The 18,570-nt window shown below is 31.5% G+C and carries 8 protein-coding genes; all 8 read right to left on the bottom strand.

What is annotated here, in order from left to right; all coding sequences use genetic code 11:
• Position 1: 1 nt before the first annotated feature.
• The 8 genes from ACTG3V_RS04285 to ACTG3V_RS04250 all read right to left on the bottom strand — a co-directional run bounded on the left by ACTG3V_RS04285 (position 2) and on the right by ACTG3V_RS04250 (position 18,517).
• Positions 2–1,828, bottom strand: a complete 1,827-nt coding sequence (locus ACTG3V_RS04285) for a sulfatase family protein (RefSeq protein WP_439130902.1) — start codon at positions 1,826–1,828, stop codon at positions 2–4.
• Positions 1,828–3,417 carry a RagB/SusD family nutrient uptake outer membrane protein gene (locus tag ACTG3V_RS04280; RefSeq protein ID WP_439130901.1) on the bottom strand — a complete coding sequence of 530 codons (1,590 nt, stop codon included), beginning with the start codon at positions 3,415–3,417 and terminating at the stop codon, positions 1,828–1,830. The genes ACTG3V_RS04285 and ACTG3V_RS04280 overlap by 1 nt, the downstream gene beginning before the upstream one ends.
• Positions 3,418–3,429: 12 nt before the next feature.
• Positions 3,430–6,654, bottom strand: coding sequence for a SusC/RagA family TonB-linked outer membrane protein (locus ACTG3V_RS04275; RefSeq protein ID WP_439130900.1), 3,225 nt, complete (start codon positions 6,652–6,654; stop codon positions 3,430–3,432).
• Positions 6,654–9,110, bottom strand: a complete 2,457-nt coding sequence (locus ACTG3V_RS04270) for a T9SS type A sorting domain-containing protein (RefSeq protein ID WP_439130899.1) — start codon at positions 9,108–9,110, stop codon at positions 6,654–6,656. The genes ACTG3V_RS04275 and ACTG3V_RS04270 overlap by 1 nt, the downstream gene beginning before the upstream one ends.
• A gap of 116 nt (positions 9,111–9,226) precedes the next feature.
• Positions 9,227–13,021 carry a T9SS type A sorting domain-containing protein gene (locus ACTG3V_RS04265; protein WP_439130898.1) on the bottom strand — a complete coding sequence of 1,265 codons (3,795 nt, stop codon included), beginning with the start codon at positions 13,019–13,021 and terminating at the stop codon, positions 9,227–9,229.
• Position 13,022: 1 nt separating this feature from the next.
• Positions 13,023–14,255, bottom strand: a complete 1,233-nt coding sequence (locus ACTG3V_RS04260) for a hypothetical protein (protein WP_439130897.1) — start codon at positions 14,253–14,255, stop codon at positions 13,023–13,025.
• A gap of 1 nt (position 14,256) precedes the next feature.
• On the bottom strand, positions 14,257–15,540 hold the full coding sequence (locus ACTG3V_RS04255) for a hypothetical protein (protein WP_439130896.1): 1,284 nt from the start codon (positions 15,538–15,540) through the stop codon (positions 14,257–14,259).
• Positions 15,541–15,727: 187 nt separating this feature from the next.
• Complete coding sequence (locus tag ACTG3V_RS04250; protein ID WP_439130895.1) at positions 15,728–18,517, bottom strand: sulfatase-like hydrolase/transferase; 2,790 nt, start codon at positions 18,515–18,517, stop codon at positions 15,728–15,730.
• Between the last annotated feature and the right edge of the window lie 53 nt (positions 18,518–18,570).

The raw sequence follows: 18,570 nt of genomic DNA, 5'->3' as shown, positions 1-18,570 counted from the left end.
ATTACAGAATTGAAATTACTTTAGAAATTGGGAGTTCTTTATGGTATTTATCGATGGCTACAGGAGTATTATTACCATAAAATTTAGACGTTTTAACTAATTTTGGTTTTGCAACTAGCCAATAATACCCTTTGTTTTTAGTTTTAAAAGAATTGGTATATATATTGTTTTGCAATAATTTAGCATTATCTATATCTTTCGTTTTTGAAAAATAGACTGCATAACTCTCGTATTTTTTAGATAAATCCCAACTTAATTCTATGTTTTTTACCTTAACTTTAATAGGGTTGTATTCTTGAAAATGCCAACCTATCAGTGTTTTAAAACGCATAGTATGGTAAATATCTTTGTGTTTTTTACTAAAGATTAAATTATTAAGTTCATCTGGGTCTTCTTTTAAATTATAAAGTTGATCTATAATACCATGAGTGTAAATAAATTTAAAATCTCCTTTTTTCATCATTCTCGATGGCACATTTTTAGCACCTGGTAAGAGTAAATAATTAGCGCCCCTAAATTCTGAATAAACAGTTCTGTCCTTTATTACTTTTCCATTTTTTAGTGCAGGCACTAAAGATATTCCTTGTGCTGTTTTAGGCTTTTCTCCATTAATTAATTCAGCAAGAGTTGGCATAATGTCAATAAAACTAACATTAGTGCTGTTTACCACATTTTGTTGAAACAATTTTGGATAAGAGATTATAAAAGGAACATTAACTGCGTCTTCATTCATATTATGTTTACCTCTTAAGCCATGTTCAAACAAATGCTCTCCATGGTCTGTGGTATAAATTATTATGGTGTTTTCTAACAAACCATTATCTTGTAATGCTTGTATTACTCTACCAACCATATCATCCATCTGAGTTACACAGGCATTATAAGCAGCCATTACATTTTGTGCTTTTTCTAAATCTTTAGGAATCCCAGAATGAATCCAGTTAGGAGACCATGGGTATTTGCCTTTCTTATACCAATCATTATACGTTTTTGGCATGACATAATCTTTAGGATTATGCATATCTAAGTATTTTTGGGTGGTGGTAAAAGGAGCGTGTGGCTTTTCGAAACCAACGTGTAAAAAGAAGTTTTTACCATCTTTAGCTCTTTTATTGATAAACTCTACACTTTTCTTGGCCACAACCATATCAAAATTATCCTCGTCATTTTTTACTAAAGTAGGCTGATATTCTGCATTTAAATGCATAGCTCCTTTTGGATACACATTTTTATATTTTTTAAATTGCCGATAACGCATATAGGTGTCTTCGCCAACTTCATCTTGATAATGACCTCCAGGAAAGTAGGTATAGTAACGTAGACTAATTTCATCGAAACCTAAATTATTGCCTTCTTTGTAATCTTCGTCTACATTTTTTTGCAATTCTCCATGTACGTGCATTTTGCCTGGGGCAGCAGTAACATAACCTTGCTGTTTAAAAATCTCAGGGAGTGTTGTAATATCTAAATGATAGCCTGTTTCTCTTAAATAACCACTGCCTAAATTTTTTATTTTACCATTTGGTAATTGTATAGGTGCTTTATGATAGATAGCTCCATTAGCATATGGATACATTCCTGTAATTAAAGAAGCTCTTGCTGGGGCACAAACTGGAGCTGGTGTATACGCATTGGTAAATTTTACTCCAGTTTTTGCTAAGGCATCTATATTTGGTGTTATGGCTAATGAGCTTCCATAAGCACCTGTGGCTTCTAACTTATGCTGATCTGATATTATAAAAACCACATTAGGCCTATCATTTTTTTCTTGTGCACTACAGGCCAAGAAGAATAACCCTAAAATAAACAGGATTTTATAACTTCTCATTAGTCTATATTTTCGTTGGCAGACGATTCAATTAATGGAATTGGCCACGTATAATCTTCTGCTCCTCTAGCACCAACATTATTTCCATAAGTTCTTCTACAATACTCATCGTAAATACCCATTCTTGTTAAATCAAAAAAGCGATGACCTTCCATAAATAATTCTACCCCTCTTTCTCTTAATAATGCTTCTCTAAATTCTTCCATGGTTAGACCTGCACCATCGAACATAACCGCCATTTCTACACGAGATCTTAATATATTTATATCTGGATTTGCTAAAGCAGGATTTTGATTAAGCTCTGCCAATGCTTCTGCACGAAGAAGATAAACATCTGCTAAGCGAATTACATGCCAATTTTGCTGACTAGTATATTCTGTAGAAGCACCAGTATCTATATATTTACTCGTAAATACTCTAGATAAGTTTCCATTTGGAGCTCCTGTGGCTGTAATAGTTCTTATATAGCCTGTTAAGCCAGGGCCTAAAGTGTAGGTTCTAGTTTCATCTTGGTAAAAATTTATAATAGTATTAATATACCTTGGGTCTGTTTTATCTATACTTTCATTAATAAACTGAGGCTGCAACCTATTAACACCACCAAAACCACCACCAGCTAAACCTGAATTTCTAGGAGAAAATAAGTTAGAAACTGCTGTTCCTTCTCCTGCAATTGATGCTCCTTGAATATCAAATAACATTTCTGAATTATTACCCTTATCTGCATCAAAAATTACTCTAAATTCATTTAAGTTAGAACTCAATACATAAGAAGGTTGTTGTAAACAAAGGTCTGCCTGCTCTATTGCCTTTTGATAATAAAAGTCTGGAGACTGAGTAAGGGTAAGGTAAATGGCATTACCTGCTTGCCCTTCTATTGCTGTTCTTAAAGAAGAGGCCATTTGTACGTACACTTTTGTTAAAAGTCCATGAGCAGATGCTTTGGTAACTCTTCCAATATCGTTAGTAAAACCATTTCTATTTTCATTAAACCCCCAGCAATGTTCTGCAGCAAAACTTAAGTCTTCTGTAATTACGTTGTAAATTTCTTCTAACGAAGATTTTGGCAATCCAACTTCGCCAGGCTTAACAGGTGTAGTTCTTAACGGAACTTCTCCATAGCATCTAACTAAATTAAAATAGTGTAATGCTCTTAAAAAACGAGCCTCTCCTAAAATTCTTAACCGAAGTTCTTCGTCTATTTCTGGAACTCCAGGTACTCTTGATATAACATTATTAGCATCTTTGATGGCAGCATAAATATCTAACCAAGAACGCTCTATTAATGGGTGAGAATTGATTATGGTACCAAACCTAAAATCTCTGTGATTAAAACTACTTTGGCCTTGATCTGATGCTGCATATAAATTTGATAAAAATTGTTGTCTGTAATATCCATTTCCTCTTTTTAGCTGTGCATAGGCTGCTGTTAATCCTGCTAAAGCATCAGATTCATTTTGATAAAATGCGTCTATATCTACTTGAGTTAGAGGTCTTTCTTCAAGATAATTTTCGCACCCTAAAACTAGGAATAATAAAAAAAGTATTAGTCCAATTCTTGTTATTTTGTTTGTATGTAAAGTTTTCATATTGCGTATTTTTTAGTAATTGAAATTTAATCCAAAAGAATATGTTTGTACCCCTGGATAACCTCCAAAATCTAAACCTCTTCGTCGAGGATCTTTGTTAAACGTTGAAACTTCAGGGTCAAAACCAGGATAATTAGTAATTGTAATTAAATTCTGAGCTGTAGCATACAGTCGTAAGGTTCCACTTGTTTTAAAATTAATGGTATAGCCTAAGTTAATATTTTTTAGTCTTACAAAAGACCCATCGTAAACATTTCTATCTGAAGAAATAGCCCTAGGACCATTAGAATCTATAAGTGGTGCTGGGTTTCCTACATTAGAAGTACTTCCTAAAGCTTGGTCAAAGAAAACTTGACCACTAGCATCGACACCTATGGGTGCATTCCAAGAATCTTCAAAAGCTGCAGTTAATCCATTTCTTGAATTGGTATTCCCTCTAATTGGCCAAGCATCTACCCAAAAAATATCGCCTCCTTTTTGTCCAGTAATAAGCATGCTTAAATCCCAATTCTTGTAGTTAAAATTATTTGTGATAGCAAAATTAAAGTCAGGGTTAGGGTCGCCAATTTGTACAAAATCATCAAAGTTTATTACTTGATTCCCATTACTATCTAGAGTATTTGTATCGTTATTTATATATTTAATTTCTCCAGGGGCTGCTCCAACAATTCCACTTGCTATAGCTTCATCCCAATCTTCATAAATACCATCAGTTTGCGCTCCCCAGTAAATACCTAAAGGACTTCCTACCTGAAATAAAATTGGATTTTCTTGAGCAAAACCAACACTTGGGCCTAATTGAAAATCTAAGTTAGAGTTTAAGCTTTTTAAGTTATTTCTGTTTAAAGTAAAGTTTGCTCCAATATTCCATTGGAAATCCTTATTGTTTATAGCCTCTGCATTTAAGCCTAACTCTAAACCATAATTCTCTACTTCACCAAAATTGTCTAAAACTCTTGCAAAACCATTAGATGCTGGTAAAATTACATTCTGTAATAAATCGCTTGTAAGTTTATAATAGGTATCTATAGTTAGGTTAATTTTACCTTCTTTTAGTCCTGCGTCTATACCAAAATTAAATTGATCTGTAAGCTCCCATTTTAAATTGGGGTTTGGTAAATTAGTTTCAACAATACCTGTTGCAATTTGACCGTTAAAATTGTATCGAATGGCTTCTCCTAATGATAAGGATTGGAAAGGAGGTATCGCATCATTACCAACTCTACCATAAGATAGTCTAAACTTTAGGTTTGAAATAAAATTGGATTTTCTTAGAAATGGTTCTTCTGAGGCTCTCCATGCTAAAGCAACCGATGGAAAAAAGCTGGCTTTATTACCTGCTGCCAGTTTTGATGATGCATCTACCCTAGCATTTACATCTAAAAAATATTTTCTTTTGTAATTATATCCAACTCTTACTATACCAGAAGCTAACCTAAAATCGTTGAAATTAGATACAGGAGGTAAAAGATCTGTTCCTGCACTTAAATCGTAAAATTCTAAAATATCGTTTCCAAAGCCAAATGCTCTATTAAACATAGTTCTAATACTTACATCTTCTAGTGTTCCTACAGCCACAGCGTCTATTCTGTGTTTACCAAAACGATTTCTATATCTTAAATTAAATTCTCCATATAATTTTCTGTATTGTCTTGTTGCTTGAGATGCTTCTCCATTATTTCTAAAACCTCTTGTTGTAGTTGAAGGATAATACATGTCTCTATTACTTCTTTGCAAATTAAAAGCTCCTCTAAGTATAGCTGTTAATTTTGGCGTAATTTTACTTACAATGCTTAAATTTTGTAACACATTGTAACTTTCTTTTATATCGATAACATCGTTAGCTAATGTAAATGGGTTAGAAACTATATTTCCTTCGTTTAAACCTGAATAAACTTCATCTCCTTCCCCTGGTTCCAATAAACCAAAAATAGGTTGAAACTGTAAGGTTTGTGAAGTAACACTTCTATTTAACAATAAACTTCCATTACCAACAGAAGCAGCGTTACCTTTATTATAGGCTACATTAGTTTTCGAAAAAATGTTTATTTTATCGTTAAATGCTTTTTTTCGTCCAGTAACGTTTAGTGTCATTCTTCTATTACTCGTGTTAATTATAACTCCTTCTGTATCTATTAAACCCATACTGATTAATAAATTACTCTTAGGATCTCCTCCTCTGTAGGATACGTTGTACGAATTAGAAACTGCCTGACGAAACACCTGGTCTTGCCAATCTGTGTCTATACCCGAACTTGTTAAATAAGGCACTGTAAAAGTGTCTAACTCTGGATAATTAGCAGCAGTTAATGCTTGAGTCCCATTAAATGGACCAGCTGGACCTGCGTAATTTGGATTCGAAATGTTAAGATAAAGTTGATTTATTGATCTCCTGTTCATATAATTTTCAAAGGTAGGCCCATCCATAACATCTATTCTATTAGTTACGTTTGTTAAGAATGTATCTACAGTTACATTTAGGTTGTCTTTACCATCTCCAGTACCACCAGATTTTGTAGTTATAAGCACTACACCATTGGCTCCTCTTGCACCATAAACAGCTGTTGCAGCAGCATCTTTAAGGATTTCAATTTTTTCTATATCGTTTGGATTTAGAAAACTTAACGAATTTTGACCAGCACCTGCACCTCCATTACCTTGAGCATCTTGAACTGGGTCTATTGGTAATCCATCTATAATGTAAAGTGGCTGTGTGCCTCCTAAAAAAGAATTTGTACCTCTAATAGAGATGGAAACACCTCCACCAGGTTCACCATTTTCTGTTACTAAAACACCAGATACTTGACCTTGCAGTAGCTGTTCTACAGTTTGTGTTCTTTGTTTTTTTAATGTCTTTTCATTCACCTTTGTAATGGCTCCAGATAAATCTTTTTTATTTACATCAAACAAACCTACACTTACTGTAATTTCATCGAGTTGATTTACATCAGTTTCTAAAAATACACTCATAATTCGAGTTGCTTTTAACTCTATAGTTTTCATCCCTAAATACGAAAAAACAAGAGTTGCATTGGCGTCTACTGTTAAGGTAAATTCACCATCAAAATCAGTTTGTGTTCCTTTTTTTGTATCCTTAACCATAACCGTTACTCCTGGTAAGGTTTCTTTGGTTTCATTGTCTATTACTACACCTTTTACATTTATCTCTTGAGCTAAAAGTACTGTTGGTATAAAAAATAGAAATGCTATTAACTTTTTAATTCGTGTTAAATCCATTACTTAATTATTAGTTTTTTTATGTTAATTGATTGGTTTTTCTCTTGTATAGCAATAAAGTATATTCCACTTTTTAATTGACTAATATTTACAGTATCATCTGCTAAAACGTTGGTAGCCTTTTTAAGTATAATGGCTTTACTGTCTATAATTGTAATTGTATTTTTAGCATCTAGACCTTTTATTTTAATGAATTCTGAAGTTGGGTTTGGATAAATTTCTACTTTAGAATCATTAAAAGTATAGCTATCTGTATCCAAAACTGACGCCCATTGCTCCATTAAAAATTGTGCTGCAAAACCCCAAGAACCATCTGGTTCTATTAGCCATTTTCCTATAAGGTATTGGTAAAGAAATGATTCTTGATATTGTGTATTTCTTTCCCATGTAAAATTTTGAGGACCACTTCTATCATTTCCATATAAATTCCATAAATAAAAATTGGGTATGCCAAGACCTAAAGACACACCTATATATTTACCATATCTGTTACGAATAACTGTTTCTGAATTAACTCCATTATAAGGTGGATTTTCGTTGATGCCAAATTCACCAATTTGCACAGGAAAATTGGAGTCTAACTCCTTTGTTTCTGTTGTAAAATATCTTGCAATTTCTAAGCCTCTCCACATAGCATGGCCTTGAGGGAAATTAACATTTTCCCAGCCACCATCGTAAGCAGACCAAGAAGATAAGTCTATTCTTGTATGGGGTATTACATTTTCTACTACAGAAGGTGTATTGTTCTCTATCATGGTAATTCTGCTGCCGTTTTTTAGCATCCATAATTTATTAAATTCAATGGCATGATATACTTTGGCTGTTGAGTTTACAAACTCATTTCTCGCTCGTTCAGTACCTCTTTGTCTAGCTCTAAACAAACGAGCCATTCCTTCTGTTAACCATTCAATATCGCCTGGAATTAGACTTGGGTTGTTTTCCCAACTAACACCTTGCCCTCTAAGCATCCAATCACCTTCCCAGTTTTGATAAACAAATTTTTTATCTAAATCTCCATAGGTTTCTAATAGATGTTTGGTAAGCTCATAAAACTGCTGTTCTTCATTTAAATAACTAGCGTGCTCAAAATCAGGTCCTTTTTTGTAATCTCCTCTATTTTTTGTGGTTGTCCAAAACGTATGTGTTTTTATATGATTTCTTTTAAATAAAGAATCTACAAGTGGTTTTTGTGCAACATCTTTTAGTGTTTGTACATTAGTCCACTCTGAATTAAAATGATACTGATCTCCCATTTTTCCATTAACCGCGGTTAATGTTGTTTTAAAAGCAGTTGAACCAAACTCTTTGTAAAAATCTAACCCTTCTAATAAGTAAGGTCTTTCTGTAAAATTATACCAACCAGAAATATGTGATGACCCAAAAACATCTATTATGTTGCTAACATCGGCACCTTTGTTGGGGTCGTTTGCGTTAATTAAGTTAGTAACTTCTGTTTTAGTTTTTCTTGAAATGGAAAAATGTACTCTTAGCTCACCATTATTGATAAAATTAAAATTAGGGTTATTAGTAGTTAAATTTTTGAAATTAATATCTTTTCCTAGTCGAAATAAACCCCCAGAATTAATAATTAAATTAAAACCTGCTGCTGCTGCTTTTCTATCTAAAAGGCCTTTATTAATTTTTTGAGTATATAAACTGCCTTGGTTTTCGATGGTAATTGAGGACGATTCTCCTGCTGAAGTGTTTTTTGTAAATAGACTAACATCGTCTGTAACCACAATGCCATGTATTGTTAAATCTGCTTTTGCAGTTGGTGAACTAAATTGAAAATCGCTACCTGTAATTCCTAAGATTTTTTTGATGCGAACGTATGAAAAATGAGATACGGTAACCTGAACTCGATTATTTGATTTAATAGCAAAATTATCGTCGGTCATTAAATTATAGATATCTATTTCAAGGCTTTTGTTTTCGAAATCGCTTGCAATACTTAGCGATCTTGGGTTAAAAAATCCTGACCCAGAGATGTACGTTTTATCTTGGATGAGGTTCATAAAAATTCTACTATTGAAATCATAAATTAAACCATCCCCATTTCCAGAAGGCTGATTTCTTCCTGAAGAAAAAGTGCCATTACACAATATGCTTCCGTTAATTCTTAGGTCTTTTTGAAAATTAGTTTGATTATGGCCCATTTGCAAGATGGCACCTTGCTCAATTTTTAAATTATTACATAAATCAACTATTTGTTGAGATGTTGCTCCTTGTTTGTCAATATAAATGGTATGATTATCTGAAATGATTACGTCTGTATTGGCATCTGGAACTTGATTATTACTCCAAACAGAAGTATCTGTCCAATTTCCACTTTTAACAGTAGTTATTGCGTTTGAAAAATCTATCTGCTGGCTACTAACTATTGTTAATTGAGCAAAAGTAGTTGTAGAAACTACCATTTTTAAAATAATTAATAAAATTGCTTTTTTTAATAACATTTAGTGTTTGAATTTTAATCTAAATTGCAATAAAAGTAACTTTAATAAGTTTAAAATTAAATCAGATAAGTTTAAAATTAAATCAGATAAGTATTAAGAGTTCTTATCAACGAGTTTTACTCTAACATAATTTTTTTGGTGAGAATTCTATTTTCCAAAATTGCTTTAATTATGTAAACACCATCGCTAAATATGGATTTATTGAGATGTAAAATTTGATTACTTTCTAACTGTTTTGATAGTATTTTTTGACCAACAATATTGTATATCTCAATTTTTGCAATAGTATTTGAGTTAGTAATACTAACTTGTCTGTTAAAATATATAATTTTATTATTTAACCTCGTATCAAGATTTTCTGAACTTAACGTGTTAGCATTTTTAAAATGTAGAAAAAACCGTTCTTTACTTACATTTTTCCCTTCTTCTATAAATACTGAATACGAGTTTTCTGGACTTGTAATATCCACTTGTTTTTTTGCTTCTTTATCTTCTAAAAAAACTCGAACTGTTTCTGATATATTTAATAATTGAGCAGAAAATATAATTGTTTCATTATTCGCAAATACCCCTAAAGGGACTTGTATTGATTCTAAAGAATTCTCAGGTAAAGATTGAATGGCGTAGTTAATGTTATTAGAGCCGTCGGCTAAATAAGAAAAGATATCAAAACTTGAGTTACTAAAATTACCTATATCTAAACCAACATCAAAACCTAGTGAAGCTTGTTCGAAAAACTTAATTTCTGTGGTTACATTATAGGTACCATTGTTGGCTTTTAAAATAACACTGCTTCGTGAGCTTTTATTAAAAGTAGTATTCCCTTCTAAAGGTTTTTTAATTCTCTTGGCTTTTTTAAAAGGCATACTTGTAATACCTTCTTTAACTTTAACAAAAAAACCTTGACCTGGTGTAAATGTTGTATGTTGTGCGTCTAATTCTGATACTACAACAAATTTATTTTGTGTGTTATCCCATACATAGACAGCTTTAAAGTTGTCATCTAAAAGGTTGTAATTATCATTTAAAAAGCTGTTATTTGTGTTTTTATTGGTTGGGTAATAGGTAGTATAAGGGTTACCTATTGCGTTCCAAGAGCCAGCAATAACTGTTTTACTAACATCGTTTAAATTCATAGTACCTCTAAATGTTACAGAACCATTAGTATCTCTAGAGATGGCATAACTTCTACCAGTAGTAAAGGTTTGTGAATCTTCTATCTGATTTGTAAAATAAACCCACTCATGGCCTTCTTCTTGTAAATCATCATAATATCCAATTGCATACTTATCGTTATTATTGTCATCTTTTTTTACTCGAATAGCATTGTTAGCGTCCTCTGCAAACTCTTTAACTTTTTGATTATAAATTGGAGAACTGATCAAACTCCATTTGTTTGCTTCTAAACCTCCCCTAGTATAATTAACATTACCCACAGATGTTGTATTTACGATTAAAACTGCGCTATTAGTTGCATTTGATGAAAGGTTTATACTACCATTATTAATTAGACCACCTTGTACTTTTAAATAGGACGTTTCGTCTAAATTTATAGTTCCAAAATTATTAACACCATTTACGTCTGCTTCTATAGCTGAAATTGTTAGCGTTTTTCCAGTTGGTATTATAATATTTTCTTGACTTGTTGGAACTGTTCCTTTAGACCAATTTGAGGCTGTATTCCATGAGCCACTGTTTGGTAAAAACTTATTATTCTTATTCCATTGATTCATAAAGAAATTTGCAGTAATACCCCAAGAACCATCTGGTTTAACTAACCACTTTCCTATTAAATAATCATATAAAAAGGCTTGTTCGTATTGGGTATCTTTCTCCCAAGTAAAATTATCAGGACCATTTCTATCATTTCCATATAAATTCCATAAATAAAAATTTGGGATACCAAGACCTAATGCTACACCTATAAATTTACCATATTTATCATGTAAAACTGCCTCTGTATTATCTCCATTAAAAGGAGGGTTTTCGTTGATACCAAATTCTCCAATTTGTACTGGAAAACTTGAGTCTAGTTCTTTAGTTTCTGTGGTGAAATATCTTGCAATTTCTAACCCTCTCCACATGGCATGACCTAGAGGGAAATCAGTATTTTCCCAATCACCATCATAAGCAGACCAAGAAGACAAGTCTATTCTTGTATGAGGAATTACATTTTCTATTACAGAGGGTGTATTGTTCTCAATCATGGTAATTCGATTACCATTTTTTAGCATCCACATTTTATTGAATTCAATAGCATGAAACACTTTTGCAGTTGCATTTGTGTGTTCGTTTCTTGCACGTTCAACACCCCTTTGTCTAGCTCTAAACAAACGAGCCATTCCTTCTGTTAACCATTCAATATCATCTGGTATTAAACTTGCATTGTCTTCCCAATTAACACCTTGTCCTCTTAACATCCAATCTCCTTCCCAATTTTGATATATAAAGGATTTGTTCATAGAGCCATAGGTTTCTAACAAGTATTTTGTTAAGTCGTAAAACTGCTGCTCTTGATCTAAAAAATTCTGGTGATTAAAGTCTAAACCTTCTTTATAAAAAGATTGGTTTTTTGTGGTGGTCCAAAATGTATGTTTTTTTATGTGATTTCTTTTAAAAAGTGAATCTACGTTTTGATGTTGCGCAACTTCTTTCAGATTTTGAAAATTTGGCCAATCTTGGTTAAAATGATACGCAGATTCCATGTTACCATTTTGTGCTGTTAATGAAGTCTTTAATGAAGTTGCCCCAAAATCTTTATAAAAATCTAAACCCTCTAATAAATAAGGTTTGTCTGTAAAATTATACCAGCCAGCAATATGTGAAGACCCAAAAATATCGACAATTTCGCTAACGTCAGCACCTTGGTTAGGGTCGTTGGCATCAATTAAGTTACTTACTTCTGCTTTTGTTATTCTTATTACAGAAAAATGTCTTCTTAATTCACCATTATTAGTGAAATTAAAATTAGAATTATTTGTGGTTAAATTATTGAATTTTACATTTTTACCTAGTCGAAATAATCCTCCATAGTTGATGGTTAAATTAAATTCTGCAGCTTCCGATTTTCTATCTAAAACCTCATTATTAATTTTTTGAGTAAATAAACTTCCTTGATTTTCTATGGTAATAGATGAAGATTCCCCAACTGTTGTGTTTTTGGTGAATAAACTTACATCGTCTGTAACTACAATACCATGAATTGTTAGATCTGCTTTTGCAGTTGGCGAACTAAATTGATATTCACTACCTGTAATTCCTAAGATTTTATTTATACGAACGTATGAAAAATGAGTAATAGTAACAGAAACTCTATTAGTAGACTTAATAGCAAAGTTTTCATCTGTAATTAAATTATAGATATCTACTGTAAGATTTCTATCTGCAACAGGGCTAGAAATACTTAATGATTTTGGGTTAAAAAACCCAGAACCAGAAATAAAAGTTTCTTGTTGAGAAAGATTTAAAAAAACACGACTGTTGTTATCGTAGATTATACCATCTCCACTTTCAGTGGGTTGATTTCTACCAGAAGAAAAAGTTCCATTACACAATATGCTTCCGTTAATTCTTAAATCTTTTTGAAAATTAACTTTATTATGACCCATTTGTAGAACAGCATTTTGCTCTATTTTCAAGTTATTGCACAAATCAACAATTTGTTGAGATGAAGATCCTTGTTTATCAACATAAACAGTGTGACTCTCTGAAATAATTACATCTGTATTGGCATCTGGAACTTGATTATTACTCCAAACAGAAGTATCTGTCCAATTTCCACTTTTTACGGTACTAACTGCGTTTGTAAAATTTATTTGCTGATTACTTACTAAATCTAATTGCGCATAATTTATGTTATATACAAGAAATAAAGATAGTGACAAAAAATATGCAACTTTTTGAAATCTCATTTTAATTTTTTTCTGTAATAGATGCTAAAATAGTTGGTCTAATTTCACTATAAACTATATCCAAAACTTCAAGCGCTTTGTTTTTAAAATCTGTCTGCGAGGGATATGTTTTGTTTTGTTGTTTGTAGTTTTTTAAATAATCATTAAGTTGTATATAATAATTTTGATGCAAGAAATACATTGGCCTTTTTTTTCCTTCTTCATTTATCAAAGACATATGTTTGGATTTACCATTTTTAGCATATTCGTTATTGTATAGTTGCCAATGTAATGCAAATGGCAAATCTTCTTCAATGGATATTTGCATAATATCTTTAACATTATCAAATTGTCTTAAATGTGTTTGTGGTCTGTCATCAAAAGCATGTCCACCATATTCTCCAATAAAAACTCTTCTTTTAAAAGGTAGACCTTTTTTTGGTTTTAGTTGACTTTCTATATAGTCTAATACTTTTGTAAGTACTTTTTTATTGGTTTGGTAATCTTTTTTCTTGCTGGATTCGTAGCTAGAATAAGAGACAAAATCAACATCAACATTTGGTAAAATATCTTTAGTAATACACGTTCCGCCATCCATACCTTTTAAGGCTAGGTTTACTTCGATGTAATAATATACATTCACGTTTTTTGATTTTGATTTGTTTTTAGCATCTGCAATGGCGCGTTGTCTAATTTGTAACCACTTTGTCATATTTGCAACAGTTTCTTTAGATGGATTAGATTTTTTATTTCCCTCACCATGAAGCAACCAATCTCCTTCCCAATTTCCAATAAAAAATGTTTTACCAGTATTGTTATATTCTTTCAAAAGGAATGAGGTAAAGTTGAATATTTCTTTGTACAATCTCTTTTCCTGCTGTTTACTGATTCCATTTTTCCATTTTATTTTTGTTGCAGTATGCACCCAGAAAAAGAAGTATTTAAAATCCATATTAAAGATTTTTTGATAGTCTGGAATGAGATCTAAAACATCCATAATATTATCTACATCCTTAGGTTTATAACCATAATCTTTTAATTTCTTTTCTGAAATAGTAGTTTTAAAAATATTTGAACCTAAAGCTTTGGTTTGTTTGGCTTGTTCAATAAGTTTAGTATAGTTTGTAAACTGATACTTTGTAGGAAAGCTATTAGTCCCTAATATAAAGTTGTAATCTTCCATTGAAGCCAAATTTTCATTTTGTCCAAAAACAGATATACCTGTAATACATAATAAAAAGAATATTTTTTTCATCTTAATTTGGATTTAAACTTTTAAAGTTGACTGCATTTTTAGAAAATGTATTAAAATCTGGTGTTTTTCCATTTTCTTTGATGTAGTTTTTTATAAACAACTTTCCTTCTTCATAAAAATTATGATGTGTATACCAAATGGGTTGCTTTTTACCTTTATCATCAATCAACCAATAACCAACTTGTTCTTGAGTTTCTTTTTTAATTTCGTTATTGTACATTTCCCAATACAAAATAAAAGGAGTTCCCCATTCTAATGCAGCCTTAATTGTCCAAATTGATCTTAGGTTTTGCGTTTTGTCATCAAACTTAATGCTTGGGTTTCCATATTCTCCAATCCAAACTCTTTTCCCTTGGGGTAAATTTTGTTTTGGAGACAATTGCGATTCCATAAAATTCAAAGATTTTTTTAAATTTTTACTAAGTGACTCCTCATTTTTGAATGGATTTGTAGCATCGTAAGATGAGTATGACACGTAATCTGGATTTACTTTATTTACTATGCGATTAATTACGAAATTTCCTTCTGGTTCGTTTAATGCTTTTCTTACCAAATTTACTTCTATGTAATGGTAAACTTCTACGTTTTCATGACTAATGTTTTTCTTAGCATCATCTATAGCTTTTTGCCTAACTTTTGCCCATTTTGTCATACCTGCTAATGTCTTAAGGTTCGCAGGATTATCTCTTTTGTAATCAGATCTTAAATGCCAATCACCTTCCCAATTACCTAAGTAGAATACTTTTCCTGAATTGTTGTAGGTATTTAATAAATATGCTGTAAACTCATAAATTTCTTTATAAAGTGCCTCTTCATATTCTTTTGGGTAGCCATTAATAAATTTTATTTGAGCTGTATCATCTTTTTTACCTTCTGGTTCTGTTGAATATTGAGAGAATCCATAAACCCAAATATGATAAAATTTAAAATCCATATCTAGCACATGTTTCACGGAAGGTTCTAAAGTTGCTAGCTTAGTTAAAGAAGTTATTTTATCGTTTTTTGGGAGGCCATAATTTTCTGTACAATATCTTGGATGCATAGAAAACTTGAGTAAATTAGAACCCATGTTTTTAATTTGCTTAGCCGTTTCAACTAGCATTGTCTCCTCTGTAAACTTATATTTAGAGCCAACTGTTTGTGTGCCTATTGCATAGTTATATGCCTCTAATATACTATCTATTTTTTCTGGACCTTTAGAATTAAATGCACTTATAGCAACATACATTCCAGCACCTAAAATAAATAGTAAAACAATAAAAAATATGGGTGCTCTTTTTTTCATCTTTTGAATATTTAAAACTTGTAGCAATATTTAAATTAATTCGAAAATCTAGGTTTGTTTACCATTCAACTAGGTTTAAATAATAGTCAAATGCATAACCTTTACTAAAATACCATCTTAAATTATTATCCTACAATTTTTTAACTACTTGTTAAACGAAAAAACCTCTTTTTAATAAGATAAGATTTTACTCAATTTCTATAAAAATACCTTCTTGTTTAATAAAATTCAGCAATTTTATATCAATATAATTACTGTTAACTGTAATGAATTCTTGAAAAGTAATTTTTGGTTCAGGTAAATGATTCCATTTACTGTTTTGAATGTTTTTTATAGTAACCTTTAGTTTTTTCTTGTTTTTTAACCAAGAAACTTGGTTTAAGTTTTTAACTCTAATTTTTAGTTTTTTAAAACCTAAATTGCCTGTTCTACCCAATAAAACACGAAGCTTTTTGTCTTGGTTGTCTAAGTTTGCCATACCATCAAACAGCATTCTTTGTGGCAAATTTTTTACATACACCAAATCTCCTTTCATAGCTCCATAATATCTATAAGGCCAATAAGTGGCTCTTGGTTTAAAATCTTTGGCTGTTAATAAACCATTAAGCATGGCAGACCAACCGTTAAAAATATTGTTATTTTCTTTTTCGCGCCAACAAGCTCTGGCTGCACTATGCACTTTTGCTTTTTCTAGGTTAGATAAGTATAAAATTTGCTGAGAAACACTAGTTTGTCTTTTTTCGGAAACAAATTTGTTAATTTGAATCGGAATTTCAGTAATACCATTTTGTTTCATAATAAAGCGAATTTTGTTTACGTGAATTGGTATCTGCTGAGGGTAGTGTTGTTCAATGATTTCGTGCCAAGCTAAATAATTGGGCAATACGTTATTTTTTTTAGCATATATAAGAAAGTCTTTTAGATAACTTGGGTCAAATTTATTAATGCTTGGGCCAACAATAATGGCATTTGGGTATAAGCTTTTTACCTTAAGAACTCCTTTTTTATAGGTTTCAAAAAATCTTTTTTTATTCAATTCAAGATGATTTTCTATTTTTCGAGAATAAGGTCTAAACCAACCAAAATGATTGGGTTCTTCCCAAAAATCCCATTGAATATCTTTTGCTAATCCTACTGATTTTAATTTTTGATAGCATTCCTCAATGGTATCTTCCCATAAAGACCAATCTTTCTCATCTCCTGGCCATTTGTCAATTTTTCCATAAGAAAATCCACTTATGTTCGGGTTTCGTTTGTTATGCTGAAACTTTTGATTGTACTCATCAGACACCACCAATTGAATTGCTGCACCAAGATTTTTCATCCTTTTTAAAGCAGAAATTCCTGGGCTTCCATTTTTTTCTGTAATTCTTCCTCTATAAAGTTTGGGTTGTAACGGTTTTAATAGAGTATCGTGAGGCGCGTTTTTATGAATACCCCACAAAAAACCACTTGCTTTGTGGTTTGCAATACCCACTTTATTGCTTACATCTATAATTCCTTGATAGGTGTTAAAACCATCCAATACCCCTTTAGGTTTCAGTTTAGTGGTATCTAAAGGAAATTTTTCTGAAACAGCTCCTTCTCCTCTAAGCCAATTTTTACTGTTTTGCATTTTCTCTGCACCAACATCTTTTAAGTAATTTTCTAAATACAATTCTAATTGTTGTGCTACTTTTATACGTGTTTGTTTTAAGTTCGTTTGCTCAGCTACATCATTTTTAATATCAAAAAGGTAACTTTTTTTTGAAGCTCTCATTTTAATTAATTTATAATTATCTTTAATTATAACAGAATGAGGCTCTCCCAATCCAAAATGGTTGTAATGTGGATAATGAAAAATAAGTTTTCTGTCCAAATTTATTTGGGTTTCATTGCCTTTTAAAAGCGATGCAAAACTGGTACCGTCTATATTTTTTGGAATGATTTGGGGGTTTCCAGAAAGTTCTAAAATTGTCGGCAATATGTCGTAACCTACAACTGGAATATTAGTTTGAGAATTTTGCTTAATGCCTGGTCCAACCACAAGAAAAGGCACTCGAATTCCACCTTCTGTTAAATCCCATTTTCCTCTTTGCAAAGGATAATTTAAGCTTGTTTTATATTGATTTCTATTTGGTGGAAGTCTTGGAACACCTCCATTATCTGAAGTAAAAATGATGTAGGTATTGTTTTCAATACCTAGCTCTTTTACTTTTTTTAATAATAAGCCAATTCCTTCGTCTAAATCTGCAGTCATTGCTGCATACATTGCATTTTTTTGAATTTTTCCTCTTTTTTGTTTCTTGAATTTTGCTAACGTTTCAGGTCTTGCCATTAAATGATCGTGATTAGCATAATGAGATACTTGCATAAAAAATGGCTTGTTTTTTTTAACTTGATCAGCCATAAATTTAGTAGCAGTTTGGGTTAAACTAAAAATACGTTTTGGGTCTTTGTGCGTAAACCCTTTCCAACGTAAATTTCTTTGTTTACTAAAAAAACTGCCATACATGTTTTGTGTGTTGCCATCACTAACATCGTATCCAAATTCTTTTGGATGAACCTCCATGTGCCATTTCCCAAAATGGGCTGTTGAATAATTTTTATTAGCCTTTTTTAGCAATTTAGCTATTGTTTTTTGCTGATAATTAACGTCACTTTTATAAGAGCCAATAATTGAGGTATAGTTTATTCTTGCAGTAGTTTTACCAAACTGAATGGCAAATCTAGAAGGGGCGCATACTGGAGATGCAGCATATCCTCTACTAAAACGCATTCCTTGTTTACCTAATTTTTCTATGTTTGGGGTTTGAAGAAAATCACTTTTAGATGCTGGATTATTTTTATCCATTTTTAGTGAAGTGTGAGACCAACCTTGATCATCTGTGAGTATTAAAATGAAATTAGGTTCTTTTTGGGCATAAATTTTAGAAAATTGTATAGTAAAAATTATTAGCCAGAAATACTTGATATAATTTAACTTATATAGATTCATTTATAAAAATTTTATGAAATATAAAGATTGAGTATCACAACTATGTTTTTCTA

The sequence above is a fragment of the Polaribacter sp. genome (assembly GCF_965660385.1).
Classification (GTDB): domain Bacteria; phylum Bacteroidota; class Bacteroidia; order Flavobacteriales; family Flavobacteriaceae; genus Polaribacter.
Note: the sequence above shows the minus strand (reverse complement) of the source record. Positions and strands in the feature narration are given on the sequence as shown.

Coding starts and splice junctions, on each gene's coding strand:
- ACTG3V_RS04285 (WP_439130902.1), bottom strand. CDS start 1,828: ATGAGAAGTTATAAAATCCTGTTTATTTTAGGGTTATTCTTCTTGGCC.
- ACTG3V_RS04280 (WP_439130901.1), bottom strand. CDS start 3,417: ATGAAAACTTTACATACAAACAAAATAACAAGAATTGGACTAATACTT.
- ACTG3V_RS04275 (WP_439130900.1), bottom strand. CDS start 6,654: ATGGATTTAACACGAATTAAAAAGTTAATAGCATTTCTATTTTTTATA.
- ACTG3V_RS04270 (WP_439130899.1), bottom strand. CDS start 9,110: ATGTTATTAAAAAAAGCAATTTTATTAATTATTTTAAAAATGGTAGTT.
- ACTG3V_RS04265 (WP_439130898.1), bottom strand. CDS start 13,021: ATGAGATTTCAAAAAGTTGCATATTTTTTGTCACTATCTTTATTTCTT.
- ACTG3V_RS04260 (WP_439130897.1), bottom strand. CDS start 14,255: ATGAAAAAAATATTCTTTTTATTATGTATTACAGGTATATCTGTTTTT.
- ACTG3V_RS04255 (WP_439130896.1), bottom strand. CDS start 15,540: ATGAAAAAAAGAGCACCCATATTTTTTATTGTTTTACTATTTATTTTA.
- ACTG3V_RS04250 (WP_439130895.1), bottom strand. CDS start 18,517: ATGAATCTATATAAGTTAAATTATATCAAGTATTTCTGGCTAATAATT.